Origin of the sequence: Candidatus Desulfatibia sp. (assembly GCF_036446775.1) — a bacterium.
Taxonomy (GTDB): domain Bacteria; phylum Desulfobacterota; class Desulfobacteria; order Desulfobacterales; family UBA11574; genus Desulfatibia_A.
Map to the genome: position 1 here is coordinate 1 of NZ_JAZFTO010000392.1, position 23814 is coordinate 23814.

Annotated in this window: 19 protein-coding genes; 9 read left to right on the forward strand and 10 right to left on the reverse strand. The window is 45.5% G+C overall.

Going from position 1 to position 23814, the window contains the following annotated elements; all coding sequences use genetic code 11:
• Nucleotides 1-177: 177 nt before the first annotated feature.
• The gene (gene argJ, locus V3S16_RS17725) at nucleotides 178-1362 is read left to right on the forward strand and encodes a bifunctional glutamate N-acetyltransferase/amino-acid acetyltransferase ArgJ (protein WP_413887386.1); all 1185 of its coding nucleotides are present in this window, start codon (nucleotides 178-180) and stop codon (nucleotides 1360-1362) included.
• A 323-nt stretch (nucleotides 1363-1685) separates the two neighbouring features.
• Nucleotides 1686-2387, forward strand: a complete 702-nt coding sequence (locus tag V3S16_RS17730; protein ID WP_413887388.1) for a pseudouridine synthase — start codon at nucleotides 1686-1688, stop codon at nucleotides 2385-2387.
• A 189-nt stretch (nucleotides 2388-2576) separates the two neighbouring features.
• Here V3S16_RS17730 and V3S16_RS17735 read toward each other — a convergent pair whose 3' ends face one another.
• Together V3S16_RS17735 and V3S16_RS17740 are read right to left on the reverse strand one after the other, a co-directional pair.
• Nucleotides 2577-3734 carry a peptidylprolyl isomerase gene (locus tag V3S16_RS17735; protein WP_413887390.1) on the reverse strand — a complete coding sequence of 386 codons (1158 nt, stop codon included), beginning with the start codon at nucleotides 3732-3734 and terminating at the stop codon, nucleotides 2577-2579.
• 279 nt (nucleotides 3735-4013) lie between these two features.
• A complete protein-coding gene (locus tag V3S16_RS17740; protein ID WP_413887392.1) occupies nucleotides 4014-4505 on the reverse strand; it encodes a bifunctional nuclease family protein in 492 nt (163 codons plus the stop codon).
• A gap of 443 nt (nucleotides 4506-4948) precedes the next feature.
• Between V3S16_RS17740 and V3S16_RS17745 the strand changes: the two genes are divergently transcribed.
• From V3S16_RS17745 to V3S16_RS17765, 5 genes are all read left to right on the forward strand, one after another.
• Nucleotides 4949-7435, forward strand: coding sequence for a vitamin B12-dependent ribonucleotide reductase (locus V3S16_RS17745; protein ID WP_413887394.1), 2487 nt, complete (start codon nucleotides 4949-4951; stop codon nucleotides 7433-7435).
• Between the two features lie 60 nt (nucleotides 7436-7495).
• Complete coding sequence (locus V3S16_RS17750; RefSeq protein ID WP_413887396.1) at nucleotides 7496-8695, forward strand: MFS transporter; 1200 nt, start codon at nucleotides 7496-7498, stop codon at nucleotides 8693-8695.
• Between the two features lie 177 nt (nucleotides 8696-8872).
• Nucleotides 8873-9478: a penicillin-binding protein activator LpoB gene (locus V3S16_RS17755; protein WP_413887398.1), complete on the forward strand. Its 606-nt coding sequence runs from the start codon at nucleotides 8873-8875 to the stop codon at nucleotides 9476-9478.
• Nucleotides 9479-9599: 121 nt separating this feature from the next.
• Nucleotides 9600-10955, forward strand: a complete 1356-nt coding sequence (locus V3S16_RS17760) for a hypothetical protein (RefSeq protein ID WP_413887400.1) — start codon at nucleotides 9600-9602, stop codon at nucleotides 10953-10955.
• A 61-nt stretch (nucleotides 10956-11016) separates the two neighbouring features.
• Nucleotides 11017-11943 carry a TerB family tellurite resistance protein gene (locus V3S16_RS17765; protein ID WP_413887402.1) on the forward strand — a complete coding sequence of 309 codons (927 nt, stop codon included), beginning with the start codon at nucleotides 11017-11019 and terminating at the stop codon, nucleotides 11941-11943.
• 118 nt (nucleotides 11944-12061) lie between these two features.
• On the opposite strand, the gene V3S16_RS17770 is transcribed toward V3S16_RS17765, so the two are convergent.
• The 7 genes from V3S16_RS17770 to V3S16_RS17800 form a co-directional block, all read right to left on the reverse strand.
• The gene (locus V3S16_RS17770; protein WP_413887404.1) at nucleotides 12062-12589 is read right to left on the reverse strand and encodes a cob(I)yrinic acid a,c-diamide adenosyltransferase; all 528 of its coding nucleotides are present in this window, start codon (nucleotides 12587-12589) and stop codon (nucleotides 12062-12064) included.
• A 3-nt stretch (nucleotides 12590-12592) separates the two neighbouring features.
• A complete protein-coding gene (locus V3S16_RS17775; protein WP_413887406.1) occupies nucleotides 12593-12928 on the reverse strand; it encodes a peptidase U32 family protein in 336 nt (111 codons plus the stop codon).
• Between the two features lie 168 nt (nucleotides 12929-13096).
• Nucleotides 13097-13516 (reverse strand): response regulator, encoded by a 420-nt coding sequence (locus V3S16_RS17780; RefSeq protein ID WP_413887408.1) that lies wholly within the window; start codon nucleotides 13514-13516, stop codon nucleotides 13097-13099.
• 96 nt (nucleotides 13517-13612) lie between these two features.
• The gene (locus tag V3S16_RS17785) at nucleotides 13613-15412 is read right to left on the reverse strand and encodes a PP2C family protein-serine/threonine phosphatase (protein WP_413887410.1); all 1800 of its coding nucleotides are present in this window, start codon (nucleotides 15410-15412) and stop codon (nucleotides 13613-13615) included.
• Nucleotides 15413-15539: 127 nt separating this feature from the next.
• Nucleotides 15540-16091, reverse strand: coding sequence for a dTDP-4-dehydrorhamnose 3,5-epimerase (gene rfbC, locus V3S16_RS17790; protein WP_413887412.1), 552 nt, complete (start codon nucleotides 16089-16091; stop codon nucleotides 15540-15542).
• A gap of 155 nt (nucleotides 16092-16246) precedes the next feature.
• Nucleotides 16247-18007 carry a SulP family inorganic anion transporter gene (locus V3S16_RS17795; RefSeq protein WP_413887414.1) on the reverse strand — a complete coding sequence of 587 codons (1761 nt, stop codon included), beginning with the start codon at nucleotides 18005-18007 and terminating at the stop codon, nucleotides 16247-16249.
• 431 nt (nucleotides 18008-18438) lie between these two features.
• Nucleotides 18439-18684 carry a hypothetical protein gene (locus V3S16_RS17800; protein WP_413887416.1) on the reverse strand — a complete coding sequence of 82 codons (246 nt, stop codon included), beginning with the start codon at nucleotides 18682-18684 and terminating at the stop codon, nucleotides 18439-18441.
• Nucleotides 18685-18787: 103 nt separating this feature from the next.
• On the opposite strand from V3S16_RS17800, the gene V3S16_RS17805 reads away from it, so the two are divergent.
• Together V3S16_RS17805 and V3S16_RS17810 are read left to right on the forward strand one after the other, a co-directional pair.
• The gene (locus tag V3S16_RS17805) at nucleotides 18788-20740 is read left to right on the forward strand and encodes a penicillin-binding protein 1A (RefSeq protein WP_413887418.1); all 1953 of its coding nucleotides are present in this window, start codon (nucleotides 18788-18790) and stop codon (nucleotides 20738-20740) included.
• 446 nt (nucleotides 20741-21186) lie between these two features.
• Nucleotides 21187-23430 (forward strand): CHASE2 domain-containing protein, encoded by a 2244-nt coding sequence (locus tag V3S16_RS17810; RefSeq protein WP_413887420.1) that lies wholly within the window; start codon nucleotides 21187-21189, stop codon nucleotides 23428-23430.
• An 81-nt stretch (nucleotides 23431-23511) separates the two neighbouring features.
• Here V3S16_RS17810 and V3S16_RS17815 read toward each other — a convergent pair.
• A partial coding sequence (locus V3S16_RS17815; protein ID WP_413887422.1) for a hypothetical protein occupies nucleotides 23512-23814 on the reverse strand: 303 nt, incomplete at its 5' end.

The window sequence follows — 23814 nt, forward strand, 5'->3', positions numbered from 1 at the left end:
CCTTGTTTGGAATTTGAGACTTGGAATTTGTGATTTATTTGAAATTTGGTGCTTGTGATTTGTTATTTATTTAATGTTTGGTGCTTGGAATTTGTGATTTTAGACACAAAACTCCAAGGCAGAGCCAGATATCTCTGACCTAGCCCAAAAGACAAGGTTTTTCAGGATTAAATAAATATGGAACAATTAGGAGTAAAGGGCTTTAAAGCGGCCGGGATTGCCGCGGGAATTAAAAAAAGTGGGAAAAAGGACCTGGGGCTTATTTATTCACAGGTGCCGGCAAATGCCGCCGGAGTCTTTACCTGCAACAAAGTCCAGGCAGCACCGGTAATCCTTTCCAGGGAACGGGTACAGTCGGGCATCTGCCAGGCGATTGTTGTCAACAGCGGTAATGCCAATTGCTGCACCGGAGATGCAGGCTTACGTGATGCCGGAACTATGACACGCTCAGCTGCTTCAGGCCTTAAGATCGGTGAAGAGATGGTCCTGGTGGCCTCAACCGGTGTTATTGGTGAACCGCTTCCCATGGAAACGATTGAGGCTGCCATTCCGGCAATGATCGAAGCTCTCAGCCCCCAGGGCTTTTCAAACTTTGCCGAAGCTGTGATGACAACCGATAAGGTGCCCAAAACCGCTACCGGGAAAGGCAGTATCAATGGCAAAGGCTTCAAAATTACAGGCGTGGCCAAAGGCGCGGGCATGATCCGGCCGGATATGGCGACCATGCTCTGCTTTGTCTGCACCGACGCTAAAGCAACTTCAGAAGTTTTAAAAGCAACATTGGTTAAGGCCGCAAAGCGGTCCTTTAACCGCATTAGCATTGATGGGGATACCAGCACCAACGATGCGGTGTTGGTCATGGCAAACGGGCTGTCCGATGCTGTTATCCAAAGCCCTGATGATCTAGCTGTTTTTCAAAAGATTTTAAATGATATCCTTTTGGACCTGGCCAAGCAGCTGGTTAGAGACGGTGAAGGGGTTACCAAGCTGGTTGAGGTCCTGGTGCGGGGAGCGGCGACGAAAAGTGATGCGCACAACATCGCAGAAACAGTGGCTCATTCACCACTGGTCAAAACCGCATTTTTCGGTGAAGACGCCAACTGGGGAAGGATAATAGCCGCTGTCGGCAGGGCTGATGCTACCGTCGATCCGGATAAAATCGATGTATATTTTGATAAAGTTCAGATGGTGAAAGCCGGGATGGGCTGTGGCAAAAGCGTTGAAGCTGAAGCTACCAAGGTCCTTAAAAAGAAAGATTTTTCGGTAACCATTGATCTAAATATCGCCGGCGGGAGCGCCGCCATGCTGACCTGCGATTTTTCCACAGATTATGTGCGCATTAATGCTGACTATCGCTCGTAGAACTGATGGTAGGTTGTCATTGGTCATTTGTCATTAGTCAGTGGTTAAAAAAAACCGCTTCGCTTAATGGGAAAAGCCTTTTTTATCAGTATCCCTCAAGGCCGTTAGGCCGATCCTCAAGCGAGCCGACTTCGCCATAGTAGCTGCCGACTTCGCAAAAGCAGCTTTAGCTGCGACGGCTGAATTAGCTTCGACGGCTGAAAGTGCTCTTCAAGCGCAGCACTCAAATGACAAGTGACAAGTGACTTTCTCATAAACGCTCAGAAGTTGGATACCTTATGGAAATTGTTATTTAAGACAAATGCCGTGAGGATGGACACGAAATGAGTTTGATGCGACTGCAAAAATTTCTTTCGACCGCCGGGTTCTGTTCCCGGCGACAGGGTGAAGAATATATTAAAAAGGGACTTGTTAAGGTCAATGGTGTTATTGTTACTCAGCTCGGCACCAAAATCGATCCCAAAACCGATCAGGTGGAAGTTAACGGTAACCCCGTTGAGGACCGGCAGGATCTTGTCTATCTGGCCCTTAACAAACCTTTGGGATTTGTCACCAGTTGCAGGCAGCCCGGTGAAAAGATCGTTCTTGATCTTGTTGATGTTCCCGAGCGGGTCTACCCGGTCGGAAGGCTTGACAAAGACTCAACCGGACTTCTGATTCTTACCAGCGACGGCTGGCTCCATCACAGACTTTCGCATCCTTCTTTTGATCATGAAAAGGAGTATGATGTTTCGGTAGCAAGACCTATTCCGGACAGCGCCCTCACCACTCTGGCAAATGGTCTCCCGCTGATGGGAACCAAAACAAGGCCTGCCGAGGTCAAACGAATTTCACCTCGACGTTTTCGCATCGTGTTGCAAGAGGGCAAAAACAGGCAAATCCGCCGCATGGTCGGAAAGGTGGGGCACCAGGTTACCAGACTTAAACGTACACGGATTGCAAATATAAAGCTTGGAAGGCTTTCCCAGGGAACCTGGCGTCATCTGACGGCCAGGGAAAAGGGATGCCTTTTGAAAGAGCTTTAACCCGGATTAATTTATAAACAATCATTATTATTGCTTAGACTTAGGCTTATGTTTTGCTATTTTCTTAAAGCAGGTCTTATCTTTCCTAATGAGGGCACAGAGCTTGGGATTATGAAGCTCTCTGCAACTATTGTGATTATACAGTGGGCATTCCGGATATTTTTTTGACATAAATCTATTTTCTTTCTACTATTTTGGAGTTTCAGGTATAAACCTCTCCACTTTTGCCTTTTTTTGCAATTTCTCAATGTATAACTTTACTTGTTTCTGAACTTTTTGCTGCTTCATATATTGCTGAAGATTGTCTTTGACCTCCTCATAACTCACCGTAGACCCTGGCTTTTTGTCGACAACTTTGATCAGATGGTATCCGAACCTGGTTTCGACAATATCACTCACTTCTCCTGATTTTAGGGCAAAAGCCGCCTCTTCAAAAGGTGGCACCATTTGTCCCCTGCTAAAATATCCTAGATCTCCGCCCTTGGCACCACTGGGGCCTTCAGAATACTCTTTTGCAAGCGCTTCAAAATCTTCACCTTGCCTTAGCCTTTTCCGGACCTTTTTAAGCTTTTTACGTGCGGCAGCTTTCTGGTCTTCAGTCGCTTGAGGGTCAACCATGATCAAAATGTGCCTGGCCCTCACCTGTTCGGGCTGCTTGAACGCATCCGGATTATTATTGTAATGAGCTTTGGTTTCATCATCGGAAACTGTAATTTTTTGAACAAATTTCTTATCGATGAATTGTTGAATGGCCATACTTTTGGTTATCTGAAATTTAATCTCGGCTTCAGCAAGATTCATCTTTGCTAAGGCAGCATTATATTCTTTTTCACTTGGAAATTGTTTTTTCAATGCATCCAATTGTTTATCGACTTCTTTATTTTCAACTTTGATTTTCCTGCTTTGACTTTCCTGATAAAGTAGCTCTTGGCTGATAAGATTTTCAATTACCCTCTTTTTGACCTCCGGCAGCTGGGATGCGCTTAATGATCTTCCTGTACTGGCAAACTGCCCGTAGACACGCTTTATCCCTCTGTCAAACTCTGCCCGTGGGATCACTGTTCCGTTAACAACCGCAACTTTCCCTTCTGAAAGCGGTTTTTCTACTGCCAATGCCGATATCGCTATAAATGCCGGACTTATCACTGTTAAAAGCACTAAAAACAATCTTAGGGCTCGCTCAAAAATAACTTCACATTTTAATGCGCCGATCCATCCCGCCTGGCTGCGTTCCTCGTCGGTTAAATAGCCGGCTATTCGCCCTCCGCGCGCCTTGCCATGCGGGCGCCTCGACTCCTGAAAATGTAAATTTATTTCTTCGCGAACCCTAAGCGGTCTTTTCTGCATTTAAAATTCTCCATTTTTTTAAACCACTACCTGCTAAAACAGGTAGCTTTCTGTTCCGACAGAAAGTCAGTCGAAAGGTACTTGGACGAATTAGGTTCACAGTTCTGGGTTCTGCGTTCTGGGTTATTCGTTCTAGGTTCTGAGTTCCAGGTTCTGCGCTCTGGGTTCGGATTCTGCGTTCTAGGTTCTGGGTTAACCTTTGAACCTTTTAACCTCTGAACCCTGAACCTCTGAACCTTGAACCTCTGAACCTTGAACGCTGAACCGCTCAACCTAGGTTTATGTATTACCAAAATCCTCCGGGTCTAAACTTTTCAACATTTCAGTCCACTGCTTTCCCGTTTCAGATTTATCCTCGGGCTCTCCTCCCCGAGCTGTTATCTCGGACTTTTTAATTAACTTGTCAGACACAAAAATAGGGGCTCCGACCCTGAGAGAAAGAGCCAGTGCATCGCTGGGTCTTGCATCTATGGCCATTTCGTTGTTCTTATGCGAGATACGGATTAAGGCAAAATAGGTGTTGTTTTTCAGATCACATATTTCTATTCGCTCTAGCTTGGCTTTTACAAGATCCAAAAAATTTTTCAATAGATCATGCGTCATGGGCCTGGAGAATTGAATGCCTTCCATCTCACTGGCAATAGCATGTGCTTCCAGAAACCCTATCCGAATGGGCAAGGCCCTTTCTCCATCAACCTCTTTTAGAATGACGATGGGGTTTTTTGTTAATGGATCCATCGTTAATGCTGAAACCACCATGGGCCTTAACATGTTTATGCCTCCTCACCTGATCTAAAAACAATGCATATCCGGCTAATGGAAAGTTTTAAGGAACCTAGCTTTGAATGCCGCTGCAAACTTTACGGTGGCAGAAAGTTTTCCATCACTCTTTTCACTGGAAGCGTTTTGAGGCAATTGAGTGCGGCGGGGGAATCCGGCCGAATGGTTTAAGCATCAAAACTACACGCTGGTCTCCATCAAAATGGATTGATAATCCATTCACATCGTCAACAAACGCCTATCATCTTTAACAAAATAGGGTTTATATATTTTAGGATCTGCATTGTATTTTATATAAATAGAGATACTAATCAAGCTTTTTTTCAAAAATGTACAGATATTGTGCCTTTTTGAGCTTGACATACTATATATGGTATGAAAGAATAAAAAATCGCAATTTATGCCTGTCACGCTTTCGGAACTGGAGAAAAAAAATGGATTCAAAAGGAAAAATATTGATTACGGATGAGGGGCATTTCGATTTAACCAGCTATGAGTGGGATGATCAGTTATTTTCGGATATCCTTATCCAAGAAAACCCCATTGAAGCAGACCAAGCCCTGCATGTCAGCCGATTTCTGAAAGAAAAAATTACCAACATGGAAAGCCGGACCATCACCATGTCCGTTGTAGATAAAATTCTCAGAAACAAGTTGATGGAATATGGCTTTACTAAAACTTCACCGATTCGACTGGACAAATCAATCTTTATAAAGAATGGATTGGTTCTTGCCGACAATGCCGAAAACGTCTTGAAAAGAAGATATCTTAAGAAGGACAACAAAGGCAAAGTAGTTGAGACTCCAAGGGATATGTTCAAAAGGGTGGCCCGGCACGTTGCCAAGGCAGAGAAAAATTACGGTGATGGCGCTGACACCCAAAAAATGGAAAATGTTTTTTACGATATTATGACGGAGCTTAAATTCTTGCCTAATTCACCCACACTGATGAATGCAGGGCGCAAACTGGGCCAATTGGCGGCCTGCTTTGTCCTTCCGGTTGAAGATAGCCTTGAAGGAATTTTTGATTCTTTAAAGAATGCCGCTATTATCCATAAATCGGGTGGTGGTACTGGTTTTTCTTTTTCCAACTTGCGGCCCAAAGACAGCCGGGTTGGAACAACCGGCGGTGTTGCTTCAGGCCCGGTTTCGTTTATGAAAATTTTCAACACGGCCACCGAACAGGTCAAACAGGGAGGCACCCGCCGCGGCGCCAATATGTCCATTCTCAGGATCGACCACCCGGATATTATGGATTTCATCTATTGTAAAAAGAATCATAATGAATTGAATAATTTCAATATTTCGGTGGGTGTTACCGATGCGTTCATGCAAGCGGTTAAAAACAAAAACAACTATGACTTGATAGATCCCCGCGATAACACAAAGGTAGGAGAACTGAATGCCGCTGAAGTCTATCAAGCTATGGTGAAACAGGCATGGGAAAACGGTGATCCAGGCATTATATTTTTAGACCGCATGAACAGGGACAATCCGACCCCGGCCTTAGGTGCAATCGAAAGTACAAATCCATGCGGCGAACAACCCTTGCTTCCCATGGAAGCTTGTAACCTGGGATCCGTCAATCTGTCCAAATTTGTGATTTGTAATGACCAAGAACCTGCGGTCGACTTCGAAGGCTTAAGGAAAGTTGTCCGGAGCAGTGTCCGCTTTTTGGATAATGCTATCGACATGTCCCAATATCCTCTTCCCGAAATCGAAAAAACAGTGAGAGGTAATCGTAAAATAGGTCTTGGGGTTATGGGGTTTGCAGATTTACTTTATCAGTTGAAAATTCCCTATAACTCGGAGAGAGCTATTAAGATAGCCGAAAATATAATGGGTTTCATCCAAAAAGAGTCCCACGAAACCTCAAAAAACCTGGCTAAAAAGAGAGGGGTTTTTGAAAATTATGACCAAAGCATTTATAAAGATAAGCCGGGATATGCCTATCGAAATGCTACCACCACCACTATTGCACCTACCGGCACCTTGAGCATCATTGCCAACTGTTCCAGCGGAATCGAGCCGCTGTTTGCACTTAGTTTTGTTAGAAACGTAATGGATAACGACAAACTGACGGAGGTAAATCCGCACTTTGAAAGCGTAGCCAAAGCAAGAGGCTTTTATAGTTCCCGGTTAATGGATAAAATTGCCCGTGAAGGGAGCATTCGAAAGCTGGATGAGGTACCCGAGGATATTCGTAAAATCTTTGTAACGGCCCATGATATATCCCCCGAATGGCACATTCGGATGCAGGCCGCCTTTCAGAAGCACACCGACAATGCGGTTTCCAAAACGGTCAATCTACCTCAGGATACCACGACGGCTGATGCCTTGAAAATATATAATATGGCTTATGAGTTGGGTTGCAAAGGGGTTACTATATACCGGGATGGCAGCAAGAAAAACCAGGTGCTCTCCTTTAATAAAAAGGGTGAATCTGTCAATCCTTTGATTGCTGCCGTTAAAGAAAGGCCCGCAACACTTGAAGGTTTTACCACCAGAATGAAAACAGGGATGGGCCAGCTTTACGTCACTGTGACCGAGTATGAAGGACGGCCCTTTGAGGTTTTTGCCACCATCGGCAAATCAGGACGATCCACTACAGCCAAAACCGAAGCCATAGGCAGGCTCGTATCGCTGGCCTTTAGAGCCGGGGTGGAAGTGGAAAAAGTGGTCGAACAATTGAAAGGTATTGGTGGTGAACACCCTGTATTTCAAGAGGGTGGTCTGGTTTTGTCAATACCCGATGCCATAGGCAGAGTCCTGGAGAAAAGGTATCTGAAAGACGGGCTCTCTAAAACGCGTAGATATAGTAACAGCCTCCTGGGAGAAATCTGTCCCGAATGCAGTCAGACTGTCAGTTTTGAAGAAGGCTGTATGATATGCCACTTTTGCGGCTTTACCAAGTGTGGATAGCCAAGCCTTAATATCTCTCCTGTTTTCCAATCAACAAAAAAATAATATAAAGGGGGCGTTTTGAGACAGGCTCCTTCTTATGGGATGTTGATGCTTATCAGCTGCGGAGTCGCTTTCGGCTGCTATTTTGCAACAAACATGCGACTTCCGGTTGTCCCGCTTTACGCCAGATCTCTGGGGATCAATACCGCTCAGATCGGATTTATCAATTCTGCTTTCTTTCTAATGGCGGGTTTTTTGTCTTTACCTTTTGGTTTTGTTTCTGACCGCTGGGGACATAAACTGTTAGTTTCTTTGGGATTGATGGTCCTAACGGGCGCATCTTTTCTGCTCTATTTCAGCAATACTTTTGCTCAACTGATGTGGGCCTATATTTTTATCGGTATCGGTGTAGCTGCGTTCAGCCCGACCATGATGTCGTTTGTTGCCGATATCTCTCCTGTTACGCATCTGGGACGTTCATACGGATGGTACACAACAGCTATATACAGCGGCATGAGCTTGGGGCCTGCCGCCGGAGGGTTTTTGGCTCAGACCTCGGGCTTTCTTCAGGTTTTCCTTATTTCGGGAGCTTTGGTTTTTTTAAATTTCTGGATCGTTCTGTTCTTTCTGCCCCGTACTCGATCGGTTTTGGAACCTAACTCCGAAAAGCCGCAAATCGCAACTTCGGTCCGTAAGTTATTCCAAAACCGTCCCCTGATGGGTTGCTGGCTGGTTACGCTGGGAGGGTGCTTTGGGCTTGGAATGTTTATTACGTTTATTCCGCTTCACGCTCAAAACCAGGGCCTGAATGTCAGTCAAATCGGACTTGTATTTTTTGCCCAAGGGCTGGCCAACGCAATTTCCCGAATTCCCCTGGGGTATCTGAGTGATAAGGTGACCGACCGTAAGATCCTCGTGGTTATAGGTATTATTGGTTTTGCCGTTGCTATGGCAGGATTTGGGGTGGCCCGAACTGCAGGGTATTTCATGATGTTTGCGATTGCATTGGGAGTCAGTATGGGGCTGGCTTTTACATCCGTCGGGGCCCTCATCGCCGAAACCGCCGATTCCGAATCAAGAGGGCTGGCCATGGGAGGGTATAACACCTGTATATATTTCGGCATGATGTTGAATGCCGTCCTCATGGGAACCCTCATTCAAACGATCGGGTTTAAATATGCATTTTACCTAACTGCCGTCGTGAATCTTTTTTTCATGGCCTTTTTCTATCTTTTAATGAAGGATTTTTCTCCTATCAGAAATGAACCAGTCTGCTAATATGATAATCTCGTATGGAAACAGCCCTTAGCTGCGACGGTTGAAAACACCAAAAACTTGATGAATTCTATTTTTTATGAGATCATAAAAAATTGAGTGAAAAAATCCGGCGGCAAAACCTTTGAAAGCGGAGGGCCTGGGGCCGGCAATTTGAATCAGAACAACAGGAGGTATTGTATGATAAATCGTACCCAGATATTTGTTGTCTTGGTGTTCATCATTTTATTAATAACAGGATGTGCGGGGACAAAAGTGGTTCGCATGGAGGCGGATACAATCACGGATTTGAGCGGAAAATGGAACGACACGGACTCGCGTCTTGTGGCCGAGGAGTTAATAAATGATTGTCTGTCACGGCCATGGTATAACAAATTTTCTGATCAAAGCAGACTTCCGACTGTCATAGTAGGCGAGGTGCGCAACAAGAGCCACGAACACATTAACATCGAAACCTTTGTTAAAGATATTGAACGCTCCTTGATAAATTCCGGTAAAGTGGAATTTGTTGCCGGCAAGCACGAGCGGATTCAGTTACGCCAGGAGAAAGCAGATCAAATGTTAGGTAATGTCACTGAGGAGACTATGAAAATGGCCGGTAAAGAGATTGGGGCAGATCTCATGATGATCGGAAGCATCAACACCATCGCTGACCAGGAAGGCAACAAGCGGGTGATGTTTTACCAGATCAATATGGAACTGATTGAAATTGAAACAAATAGAAAGCTGTGGATCGGCGACAAAAAAATCAAAAAGTATATTACCAAAAGCCGGCTAAAACTGTAACCTAAAAACTATGAAGTATTCCCTTCGAAAAAGGTGGGCGGGCCTGAATGCATTTGCATTAGCTGCCGCTATAGTATTCTTGCTTTTATCATGCAGCCTTAGCTTGCAGCGGATTGACCTTTTGTCTCAAGCAACCTCGCAAGGCTCATTTCTCAAAGCTGCTGCTGATATCAAAAAAAATGAAACTCTTTATGGCAGCAATGACCGTCTACTCTATTTTCTGGACCAGGGTCTTTTATTCCATTATGCCGGAGATTACCAATCAAGTTTGGAGAACCTGGAGAAAGCTGAAGACGTGGTTGCTGAACTCTATGCGCGTTCAGTTACAACCGAGGCCGCATCTTTACTGATCAATGACCTTGTGCGCCCCTACCGCGGTAGGCGGCACGAAAGAGTCCTTTTACACCAATTCATAGCATTTAATTATCTGGCTAAAAATCAATATGATGAAGCCTTGGTGGAAACCCGCAAAGTCCAGCTGGTCTTCGATGCATTCAGTTCAGATTCCGAACTTGCGCATAAATACCAGGACGACGGCATGAGCCATTATATTTCCTCCATCGTTTATGAAGCGCAACAAGAAAAGGACAATTCGCTTATCTCTATTTTCAAATCTGTGTCCGCCTATCAGAAAGGACCATTGCCGCTGCCTGATGCCATAAATAATCTTGCCTATTATCGTTTCAAGCGTAACGGGCGGGAAGAAGACATTCGCCTTTTAAATCTTGCTCCGACAGCCTCTCAGGATGAAGTAGAGGGTTTAAACAGCAAGGACGGTGAAATAATCTTTATCGGCTACGCCGGCAAATCGCCTGTTATTAAGGAAGCAATTTTCAGCGGCACATATGTTGTCGGAGGATTTATCAGCGGTACCTACCGCAAAGCCGGAAGTGAGCCGGTACGGATCATTCTGCCGGCCCCACCGCTGCCGGCATCGGAGCTTGAAAAACTCAAGAATAAGGAAAAAACAAAAGCCGGAACTACTTTTCACTTAAAACTCGCTCTGCCCGAAGCCGTTAGGAGGCCGTCAGAGACCAAGAGCTTTAGAATTTTGCTCGATTCCGGACAACAAGAACACAACTCCATGATTCTCACCGATACTGATGTTCTCATCGAACAGGATATAGAAAGCAATAGAACCTTAGACCTTACCAGGGCGGCAATACGAGTAGTCCTGAGAATGCTGACAACGCAATATGCCAAAGATCAGCTCGAATCAGAGACGCCGCTTGGGAACATCCTTATCAGCGCGGGCCTTGATTTACTTACCGATCAACTGGAAAGAGCTGACACCCGGCTGTGCTTTATCTTGCCTAAAACAATTCAAATCGCCCGTATTCCGGTTAAACCGGCAAAGCACCGCATAGAGGTTTTTGCTCTGAACAGTTCGGGAAATGTTATTGGTAAAAAAGTTTGGGGAAACGTTATTGTGCGACAAGGAGAAAAAAAATTTCTCTTCTACCCTTCGTTGAGGTGAAACATAAACGAAATTCTATCCCACTATTAAATAGAAAGCTGGTTTAAAGGAACCTTAAGCTATGTCCGACAAAACATTTACAATGGACCTTGCCAAGCTGCTGGTGGCAGCTGCCTGGGTCGATGGTGAATTGTCAAATGAAGAGATCAACGCGTTGAAGGATCTGCTTTTCACCATCCCTGAAATTTCCGGCGAAGAATGGAAGCATATAGAAATATATATGGATTCACCTGTTACATCCGAAGAAAGGGAGGTGCTGCTTTCCAGGGTATTGACCAATATTACTTCCAAAAAAGACAAGGCCCTCGTAATAGAGACCCTTACTCAGTTGTTTCAGGCCGACGGGAAAATAACAGATGAAGAATCGGCAGTACTTCAAGAAATCAGCCAGACCCTTGAAAAAGCACACACAGGCATCTTTGCAAGGATGTCAAGAATGATAAAAACATCGGTTAAAAGACGTGATGAAACATCCAAAGCGGCCGCGCAAAGGGAGAGCAGGGTCGATGATTATATTATGAATACTGTTTATTACCAGCTAGAGTCCGAGCTTGCAGCAAAGGGTATCGAGGTTAACCTGCCGGAACAGCGGGTCAGAAAACTGTGTTTTGCCGCAGGACTTCTCGCAAGGATTGCAGCAGTAGATGCGGGCATTTCAGCAAACGAACGCAAAATCATCGAATCCATTCTTTCAGAAGAATGGGACTTATCCGGTCAGGAAGCAGCTCTGGTTACGGAAATCAGTTGCCAGAGGGCCTTAAAAGGGCTCGACTATTATCGTACAACCAGGGGGTTTTTCGACTGCTCAACCCATGATGAAAGGAAGGCATTTTTAAAGTGTTTATTCAAAATTGCCAATGCATCGGATATGACCTCGTATGAAGAAGTTGAAGAGATCCGTCGTATATCGACTTCGTTAAAACTGCCGCACAAAGATTTTATTGAAGCAAAGCTTACCATTCCAAGAAAAGACCGGGAAGTTTTGTAATTTATACTAAAAAAACCCCTGGGGTTGACCAAACCCCAGGGGTGAGGAAAAGATGAAAAAAATTAATGCGTCGTCACAATAGACGCTTATTATATATCGGCAAAAAGACTGACAATCCTTAGGATAAAAATTGTTTTTCGGTTCCCACCCTGGCCGCTAGCCCTTGTTGAAAGTAATGTTTTATCTCTTTCATTTCGGTCACCAGATCCGCCTTGGCAATGATTTCAGGGTCTGCGCCCCGTCCGGTAATGATCAATTCCACATCCTCGGGTTTAGCCGCTATAATGTCAACCAGATCCTGCACTGATAGCAGCTTGAGTTTGACGGCAACATTGGCTTTTTCCAAAATAACGAGCTGATGCTCGCCTGAAGCCATTACCGCTTTAACTTTTGCAAGCCCCTTTTGAGCGGCCTTAATATCCCCGGCAGACGGCGCGCCTTTTATAAAGCGTCCCAGACCGAACTGTTCAACGGCAATAAGGTCGGCAAATCTTTTAAGCGCCTTGATTTCACTATCCTCACCCATCTTGACAAATTGGGCGATGAACACCTTCAGGCCGGCGCCTGCAGCCCGCACTGAAAGGCCCAGAGCGGCCGTAGTTTTCCCCTTGCCGTCTCCGGTATAAACCTGCACATACCCTTTCATAACCTAGCCTTCCCTGAATATCCCCGGATCTGCAATAATAACGGCTTCCGGGCCGATTTCCCCTAATGTTTTAAGGTAGTCTGCAATCAGGTCCTGCTCCTCGTTTCTGGCGTATATGTTGCAAGCCGCGTAGACTTTAACACCATGCCCGTGGGCCAGTTTGACGGCACTCCGGATTTCGTCAACAGTAAAATTTTCGGAAAAGTTTCTCAGGCTGAATTCCCTGCCGGCCAGATAAACAGCATCAGCGCCATAGTGTATGGCGGTCTCGAGCTTTTCAAAATTACCCGCCGGTGCCAGCAGCTCAACTTTTTCTTTTGTTCTTGTGGTCGTGGTCATCGAGATATCTCTATCCAGAAGTTCATATGAAAGACAATTCAATGAATACAGAAAAATAGAGTGTGACGAAAGGGATGTCAAGTAGAAAGAAAAATGGAGATTTACCATCTTTATCATGTGACTTTATAGTACCTTCAACTTTTCCCTTTATTAAGGGTATTTTTGTCATCAATTTACCGTTTTTGTAATATGATTTGCTAATTTCTTGCTCTTATCTATCTTTTCGAAGGCACCTTCAATTGCACATTTCAACACTTCACTTGTGATCGGTTTTCTGAGATGACCATTAAAACCAAACCCCTCAAGCTTTTCAAAATCAAATTCCGCAAGATATCCAGAAAAAGCATAAATAAAAGATTCTGAGTTAAATTTTCTAATGCGCTTACACAATTCAATACCGTTCATCTCCGGCATACTCAAATCTGTTATAATAAGCGGGAACTCTTCATTATCTAAAATCTCCAAAGCCTCCTTAGCATTTTTTGCAACTTTAGCATCATATCCCATCCCGGCAAGCATTCTTTGCATTAATTTACCTTGTAATTCTTCATCATCTACAAATAAGATTTTTCTTGTAAGTGCTGTCATTTTATTGCCTGCCCAAGGTTTTCATTTGTTTTGGCAATTTTCATCCTCAAGGATGGTAGTTTCTCCCCCAATTCCTCCCCTTTTATCACGATTATTTTATGTGTCTCCATCTATCTTGATAACCACTAATGTAATGTCGTCCTCGGCCTTCAGCCCTTGCCTGAAACGATCCAAAGCCTCGAAGATTGTTTCCAGGATTTGGCTGGCGCTCGCTGCCGCGTTTTGGCGAATAATATCATGGAGGGGAGCTTTGCCGAAAAGCTTGCCTTGTGGATTACGCGTCTCCCAGATGCCGTCCGTGCCGATCAAGATGACTTGACCTTTGGCCAGACCGGTTTTTTCATTTTCCTTATACTGCCAGTTTTCATCCACACCCAGGGCCAAACCCGGACCCTGCAACTCCTCAAAGGCATCGGTGGCTGGATCGAAGAAAATGGCCGGATCATGTCCGGCACGCACCCAGTGCAGACTCTTATTCGCCGGATCGCAAGTCAGATAAAAGAGGGTCATAAACCGGCCGGTATCATGCACGTCAAAAGCTATATGGCGGTTTACTCTGTTAACCACCTGGGAAACATTTTCGGAATGAAAGGTCTCACTGCGAATTAATGCCCGCGCGGTGGTCATAAGTAAAGCCGCTTCAACCCCATGCCCGGTGACATCTCCCACCACTATGCTGAATCGGCCGGAAGAGTCTGGCGAAGGTTCTAAAAAGTCATAATAATCTCCTCCGGTTTCGTCGCAGTAGATGCTTTTGCCGGCGATGTCGAAACCTGCAATGTTCGGATTATTTTGGGGTAGCAGGTTTTGCTGAACTTCTTCGGCAACTTCCAGGGCGCTTAGCAGGCGGTTTTTTCCGATCGCCAGATCTATCAGGTAGGTGATTGATCGTGCAGTATTTACGACTGTTTCCATGACGAAAAAATCGTTTTTATTTATTCCGTCACTTTTATTAAATGCAATTATAGAGACATCTCCTTCATGGAAATTAATGTAGTTTGTAATCGGGACTTCCAAAAAATTCTTCACTGCCGGATTACATTGATGGGCATTATCAAAGGTCTCCTGAGTTTCGGTTTCTGATTTGGCGGTAGCTATGATGCGCTCCTGTTTCCTTGAATCCAAAACCGAAGCCCGCGAACTTCTTGAGATATTTATTTGGTCGGATCTCACCAGATTGTCCTGGTCCTTTTTAAAGACATAACCAAAAAGGTTGCCTTTTTGATCCTGCCGGGTAATAAAAACACCGTGATAACCTTCCTGTAGTATCAGCCACGCTACCCTGTCGTAGACACTATCGATTCTGATAAACTCATCGATTGACGATATCATTTCACCACTGAACTTTCTGATGGCCGACAAGCTAAAATCAAGCGCCTTTCTCAAAGTAATGTCTTCAAACCAGACCAGGATGTAGTTTGAAGTGCCGGCCAGCTTTACCTGAACCTGGTACCACTTGCGGACCGATTTTGAATATGATTCAAATGATTCTGCCGCTAAACTACCACCGGTTTTTTTTGCAAGTTCCAAGATTGCCTTGGCATCCTCTGCGCTGAATAAATGGTGAAGATTATCGATCAAATGCCTTTTTAAAAACGTGTTTGTCTTCCCCTTTGATGCTATTATCTTGCCGCTCGAATCGATTATAAACGCAGGGTCTTTTCTTTCAGCCGGAAGCAGGCTTAAAATGTCTAACTCTCTGTATCTGAATCTTACCGACGCTTTGGATAAAGTCTGTACGAAAAGCGGGATTACATAAGGTACTGAAGAAAAGAATATAGCTTGTCCCTGAGCAAGATTGATAGCAGCACCGATTAAAAAGGCCGTCACATAGTTAATGGGCCTGATAAATTCATTTCCTAAGTACTTCGTAAAAAAAACGATCTTTGCTGACATATTTCCTATTCCTAAGCTTAAAATGTGATCCAAATTCGGTTCATGCAAGAAACCTGCTACTTCAATACATGATTGGAAAACAGATTCCGGTCAGTATTTTTAGATCATGGGTATTCATGGGGCATCCTTAATGACGGGGGAGTTGCTGGGGAGAAAGATCACCAAGCAGTGGATAATTCCCGTCCTTATCAGAAACAATCGGTTCCTCGATCGGCCAGTCAATACCAATGGCCGGGTCGGACCATAAGATGCCTCCCTCGTCATCCGGTGCATAAAAATCGGAGCATTTGTACAAGCAATGGGCGGATTCACTGAGTACGCAAAAACCATGGGCAAACCCCTCCGGGATATATACCTGGCGCCGGTTATTTTCCGACAAACGGATACCGACCCATTGGCCGAATGAAGGTGAACCGGAGCGGATGTCAACCGCCACGTCAAATATTGCACCGGTGACGACCTGAATTAGCTTTGCCTGAGGATGTCTGACCTGAAAATGCAAACCTCTTAATGTATCTTGAGCGGAATAAGAAAGGTTGTCCTGAACAAAGGTTCGGTTAATACCATGTTCCCGATATCGTTTGTGATGGAAGGTTTCCATGAAAAAGCCGCGCTTGTCATCGAACACTTGCGGTTCGATAACGAGGACTCCTTCGAGGGATGTTGTAGTAATGTTCACGTTATTCACCATTTAGCATGATCGAGCCAAAGCCCGATTATGCGCTATTAGTTACTGGTTATTTGGCACAGATATAAAAACCATGTCCGTTTCCTTCAAATAACGAATAACCGATAACCGATAACTTCCAATTGAGCTTATTGCTCAATTGGGTTCTACTTAACGGTGGAGCACTCGTGAAAGAGCTCGTAGGGACATTCCTTTTTGCAGTATTCATGATCAATATCTTGAAAAAGGTTGGCGATGGCTGTTTCCCGCCGCTCAAACATATACTCGGTATTTAGTTGTTCCAGTAAACCCGAACTTTCAAATACTTGTTTTACCGGCAGATGCACACTTAAAAGTGCGAGCCGAACCGCCTGCAACTTAAGTTCATCTATTAACACCCGCAGCTCGTCAGTGCCGGTAAGATCTATAAATCCCACCGCTTCAAAATTCAACAGCAAAAATCGAACCGGCGTTGTTTGCTCGTCCAGACGTTCAAGCAAGTGCTCCATGGTATATTCGGCATTGGCAAAATAGATAGCATTGTCAGAGCGCAGCTGCAAGATCTGCGGGCAGCTCGGTTTATTAAAAGTGTCGGCATTAACAAACATGTTCAGTTCGGGATCCTTGGTAATGCGCACGATACGAGGATGCATTGTCTTCCATAAAAAGAACATCAATGACATCATCACACCGATCAGCAGAGCATAATCGGGTTTTGTTAAAAGCGCCAGCACAAAAACCGTCACGGCCACAATCCCATCATGGCGATTTTTTTTCCAGAGCACAAATACTTCCTTAGGGTGAAACAGCAGCAGTACGGCACTGATTACCAGCGCAGCAAGGGCCGCCTTGGGAATATAGGTAAACAGGGGCGTCAAAAACAGCAAAGCTAAAATCACACTCAGGCTGGAAACCACACTGGATATACCTGTTTTTGCGCCGGTAGTAAAATTGATTGCCGTGCGGGAGAATGAACCGCTTACCGGATAACTCTGGAAAAAAGAACCGATAAGATTTGCCAGTCCCTGACCGATAAACTCCTGGTCGACATCCACCTTCTGCTTGGTCTGGGATGAGATAGCCTTGCCCACCGAATATGTTTCGGCAAAGCTCACCATTGCGATTACAACGGCCGGTCCCAGCAGGGAGCTGATGGTTTCAAAATTAAAAGACGGCACCACGGGGTGCGGCAGCCCGCTGGGAACCTTGCCTATGATGGCAACACCTTTTAGATGCAATTCGAATACTACAATTGCAATGGTGGCCGCAACCAGTGCGATCAGCCCCGCGGGTAAAGTCTTGCGGAGTTTTTGAACGCCAAATATAAGTCCCATCGCCAGCAGACCGACAGCGGTGGTCGAGATGTGTAATTCCGGCAGGCCTTTTGCAATCTCTACCAGTCTTGGCAAGATGTATTCATGCCGGGACACGCTGAGGCCTAAAAAGTGAGGAAGCTGGGTTGCGATGATGATAAGTGCGGCGCCGGCGGTAAATCCTTTTACTGCGGAATGCGAAATAAAAGACATTACCAAACCCAGGCGAAATACTCCTATGCCAATATACAAAACCCCCACCATAAAGGCTAACAGAAAGGCAAGCTCAACAAACTCTTTGCTGCCGGGTTCCGCCATGGGGGTGAGTGTGGTTAGGACCAGCAGGCTCATAATCGCGATGGGACCGGTAGCCAGCTGCCGCAAACTGCCCCACAGAGCCCCAATGAGCGGTGTAACTGCCGCCGCGTAGAGTCCGTAAACCGGAGGCAGACCGGCCAGCATGGCATAGGCCATTGCCTGGGGGATGAGCACTACCGCAACCGTCACTCCGGCCAGCGCATCGCTGCGGAAAGTTGATATTTGATACCCCTTAAGCCATGCTAAAAAGGGGAAAAAGCGGAGGAGCATACTTTGTTGGGATTGCGTCTTGGTCATAACAAATAGCTCTTACCCTAATCGAGTCAAAACTCGATTAGGCGTCGGTGGTCAGTGGTCCGTAGTCAGTGGTTTTACAGGTTCTTAGGGCCTCTTTTTGTGTTTCACCTGTAGTTGAAGTATAATCTCACTTCTTATTGCTTAGCAACGGGCGACGGACAAAGGATACCCAATTGAGCGTTATCGCTCAATTTGGATGAATCTAAATTACAAACCCACCCTGATCCTGTATGTTGCCACGGCCGTCTTGCCTTTGGGGCCGCAACATCATCAAACAAAATACACAACTTCTGATTTTCATGGCTTTTTCCTCGTTAAGTCTCTTGTAGGCGTTCACAGGTTCAGAGTTCAGAGCTGGCTAATTAACGGTTCAAATTTCTGAACCTTTGAACCCTGAACCTGTGAACGGTTACAGTCTCTTTACCCTTAATTTATCGAGGTTTAACGCTTTCGACAGCTTGTTCAAACAATTTGCTGGTCCTTTCGGTCATTGCAGCGGCATCTTCCAGCAAAGATGCGGTTTCATCCCGGCCCTTCTGTTTTGCTTTTTGCGCCCAATCCCTGTATGTTGCGGCATGATCGTCATTATGCTTTATCCAGTGCTTAAGAAGTTTGATCATTTTCTCATCAAATGATAAAGTACTGTGTATCTCATGGTTGTGGTGGTGATGGGCCACTTTGATTCTCCTTAACTTTGATGAATTCGTAAGATTAGATTCCAGTTTGAAAAAGGCCGCTTGCGTGGTTTATGTTAGCAATCTATAACAGTAATAGTCAAGCATGCTCAAATTTCGTTTAAATAAAAAAAACGCCGTTATTTTTCTTGTCCTGATCGCCGGAGCTGTTTCCGGGATAATAGGTGGCGCCTTTTTTGCTTTCACCCACGATCTCCCGCAGATCCGCAGTCTGGAAAGTTTCACACCCTCTGCTGTCACACGAATTTACTCCGCCGACAAAGTCCTGCTGGCTGAACTGTTTATCGAAAAAAGAAAACCGGTCGCTTTAAAACTTATACCACATTACCTTAAAGCAGCCCTGATTGCCACAGAAGACAGGAACTTTTATAAACACAGCGGTGTCGATCTGAAAGGTATCTTAAGGGCCATTATCAGGGATATACAGGCAGGAGCATTTGTCGAAGGCGCCAGTACCATTACCCAGCAGTTGTCCAAGACCCTCTTTCTAACTCCCCGCAAAACTATTGTACGCAAAATCAAGGAAGCAATTTTAGCTTTTCAGTTGGAACGCCGTTATACAAAGGATGAAATTCTGGAACTATATCTTAATCAGGTATACTTTGGCAGCAGTGCCTACGGCGTTGAGTCTGCCGCCGGTATATTTTTTGGGAAAGCGGTTAAAGACTTAGGGTTGGCCGAATGCGCTCTGATTGCCGGGATGCCCAAAGCACCTTCCCGATACTCTCCGATGGTCAACCAAGAGCTGTCCGTAAAACGCCGCAACACGGTCTTAAGGCAGATGAAAGATACCGGCATCATCACGGCAGCAGTTTATCATGAAGCTTTAAAAGAGCCGTTGAATACGAGGAAAAAAGATAAAAATTCGATCAAAGCACCCTACTTTGTAGAATATGTCAAAGAACTTCTTGAAGAGACATTAGGATCATCGCTGCTCTATAAAGGAGGACTCACCGTTTTTACAACGTTAGATTTCGAGTTGCAAAAAGCGGCGGAGCGCTCGGTCGCAAAAGGACTTTTAGCCCTTGAGACCCGTATGAAACAAAACAAAATAGATCCTGCCCCCCAAGCCGCCCTGGTAAGTCTGGATGTGCATACCGGAGGAATTTTGGCCATGGTAGGGGGCAAGGATTTTTTCAATAACCCTTATAACAGGGCTGTTGCTGCCCGCAGACAACCAGGTTCTGCTTTTAAATCGATTGTTTACGCTCATGCGATCGAGCGGGGATTCCCCCAGAATACGATCATACTGGACGCACCGGTGGCTTTTAAAGGTTTTGACAAAAAAGAATGGCAGCCGCAAAACTTTTCCAAAAGCTATCAAGGGGAAATGACACTTAGAATGGCGCTTTCAATGTCTAAGAACATCCCCGCAGTCAGACTCATCGAAATGCTGGGACCTAATTCGGTAGCTCGTTTTGGATACGACCTCGGCATTGAATCCTCCCTTGCTCCGAATCTGTCACTGGCACTGGGAACATCGGAAGTGACCCTTTTGGATTTGACCGCCGCTTATGCGGTCTTCCCCAACAGAGGCAACCTGATCAAACCCTTTGGTGTCATGGAAGTCCTCGATCGTAAAGGAAGGATCATCTGGCGTGTTAAGCCCCAAAAAAAAGTGGCCATGTCGCGGGCTGGAGCAGCGATAATGACAAACATGTTAGAAGGCGTTATTCAGGAAGGAACAGGTAAAAAAGCACGGGTGATCCAACAGCCGGTTGCCGGCAAAACAGGCACAACCGATGATTACAAAGACGCGCTTTTCATCGGTTTCTCACCATCGATTGCCGCCGGAGTATGGGTGGGACAGGATGTATTCAGCACTTTGGGAGAATGGGAAACCGGAGCTAAAGCCGCACTGCCCATATGGATCGAATTCATGCAGAACGCCCCGGCCAAAACACCTCATCAGTACTTTGATATTCCGCATAATATGGTTAAGGTGCGCATGAATCCGTTAACCGGCCGCCTGGCACCGGATGACTCACCAGATGCCGTCAGCGCCCTTTTCAAACAAGGAACCGAACCCAGAAGATAACATTATCCCGAATTTCTCATAAAGAATTTATTTTTGAAATCGACTTAATGATTTGGCGCGCTAAAAAATGGCCGTTTCAACGACAACCCGATTGTAACCGTGTAAAATCAGGGCTAAAGTATCACCTCTATTGAGCGATAATACATAATTGAAAGTTCTTTGGTATTCATTCCATTTTAAAGGTCCCGGTTTGCATAAACAGGTGCCTTGGCCTAAAATACGTCATCGAACATGCTAATTAGAGAACTTGGAGTGTCTTGGAACCTAGGGATCAATCACCAAATTGTGTCGATATGCGGAGGTTGACTTTTAAAAAATCGTATAATAATGTGTAATAGTTAAAGAAAATTAACATCCGGCCGAAATGAAAGCCACCTGATCCGGAAAGATCTTGTTATCAGAAATCTTGCTTAACGCTTATCTGCAAAAACTACAGGACTACAGTTATGAAAAAATTTTTCAAATTAAATCCGTATACTATCAGCGTGCTTATCATTGTTTTAGGCATTTTTGCCTATGCCTATGGAATCCCTTTTTTGGATATCATTGAATTGAAAACCATCGACCTAAGATTCACCACCCGGGGAAGTCTTGCCGTGAGCTCTGAAGTCGTCTTGGCCGTCATCGATGAAAAAAGCCTTGAAAAGGAGGGGAAATGGGTTTGGCCCCGATCGAAAATCGCCGATATGGTTACCAAACTCTCAAAAGCCGGTGCCAAGGTTATCGGATTTGATATCGGCTTTCTTGAGCCAGATGATATCAGAATTGTTAATACCATTAACACCATTCAGAATGAAGTAAAGAAAATTCATTTTAAAGACAAAACTTTTGAACGTTTCCTGGAAAATTTGAAAATAGAATCCGACGACGACAAACTGCTGGCCCGTACTATCACAAAGTCCAGTGCCAGGGTCGTATTAGGATATTTTTTTCATATGGATCCTGAAGCGACCCAGCATTATAGTGCAAAGGATCTTGCCGCTCATCAAGAAAATGTGCGGGGGTCCCGGTACAAGTTTGTGCGCTATGCCTCGGAAGCCGCCCAAAACGTGCCTTTGATCGAAGCTAAAATGCCCCAGTCCAACATCGAAATAATTTCAAATGCAACCGAATACTCGGGATACTTCAACATGTTTCCCGATCCGGACGGTGTTGTACGCTGGATACCTGCAGTGTTCAGATTCAACGATATATTGTACGCGCCGCTGTCTCTAATTTCGGCTGCTGCTTACCTGGACGATCCCGTCTCGGCAGATGTGGCCGAGCATGGTGTTGAAGGGGTAAACATCGGCAGCATTTCTATACCCACAGACGAACTCGGGCGCATCCTGATTAACTATCGCGGCCGTGAAAAGACCTTTCCCCACATTTCGATTACGGACATTCTGCATGAAGATGTTCCCGGCGATGTCCTCAAGGACAAGATTGTACTGGTGGGGGCAACTGCCGTAGGCATATACGATCTGCGGGTTACGCCTTTCGGAACCACCTTTCCGGGTCTTGAAATCCATGCCAATATTATCGACAGCATCCTGAACCAGGATTTTCTACAGCAGCCGGGCTGGGCCTCAATATTTGATGTCCTGGCGATTCTGCTTACAGGGCTGTTTTTAGGGATCGTGCTGCCCCGGGCGGGGGTTGTTCTCGGTGCCCTGGCCGGCCTGTCCTTGTTTATCGGCTACATTGCGCTGTGCCAGTACCTGTTTTCCGCCCAGGGATTGATTCTCAATCTGGTTTACCCGCTTATTGTGATGATTATTATCTATGTTGCCATTACCGCCTACCGCTACTTAGCGGAAGCCAGCCAGAAAAAATTTATTAAAGATGCATTTTCAACCTATATGGCCCCCGCGGTTGTCAACCAGTTGATCCAGTCTCCTGAGAAACTGGTTCTGGGCGGTGAAAAACGCGTTATCACCGCATTTTTCTCGGATGTCCAGGGATTTACCAGCATCTCCGAAAAGCTAACTCCCGTTGAACTGGTGGAGCTTTTAAATGAGTTTTTGACCGAAATGACCGATATTATCCTCGCGCATGAAGGCACGGTGGATAAATTCGAAGGGGATGCCATCATCGCCATGTTCGGCGCGCCCAACCCGCTGGTCAATCAGGCTGAAGTGGCCTGCCGATCCTGTATCGAAATGCAGAAAAGGCTGGTCGAACTGCGAGCAATATGGAAAACAGAAGGGAGACCCGAGCTTAAAATGCGCATCGGCTTATGCACCGGCCCGGCCGTGGTCGGCAACATGGGATCAAAAAACCGCATGGACTATACCATGATGGGCGATACCGTCAATACGGCTGCAAGGCTGGAAGGGGTGAACAAGGCCTACGAATGTTTTACGCTTGTCAGCGAGTCAACTTTCAGCAAGATCGGCAACGGTATTGTAGGCCGGGAAATCGATTCCATTAATGTCGTCGGAAAAGAAAAACCCATAACGATTTACGAACTTATCGGCTATCATGAAGACGTTGACGCTCCCAGGCGCGAAACCCTGGATAATTACGCCCGGGGACTGAACGCATACCGCAAACAGGACTGGAACCGGGCGCTTGTTTTCTTTAATCAGGGGCTGGCCGCCATCCCGGATGACGGCCCCAGCAAAACCATGCTGGCACGCTGCCACGACTACAAAGTTAATCCCCCGGGCAAAGACTGGAACGGGGCATTTACGATGATATCAAAATAAAATCGCTGCGCGATTTTATATAACGTCCCGCCTGAAGCGGAACTTAACAAAACAAATTCAAAAAGTTTCAGCACCTTTTTATTACTTGGCGCCCTGGAAAATGCCCTGAGCACCGTTCGAGCTGTCCACTTTCATACCCCAGGCGCCTCCAACAAATTCGCCGTTGGGTCCGTAAAGCGATCCATGAGCATCTTTATATGAAGGAGGAGCGCCGTTAAGAAGCCACGTCCCTTTGGAAGTATCAATGTCAAATGAACTGCCGCTAAACGTCCCGGTGGCACCGGAAATTGAAGCAGATTTCACTCCACCGGAAACACTCATAGTAAAATTGCTGATTGCGCTTGAACTTACATTGCAGCTAAACGTCCCGGTCATGTCAATACC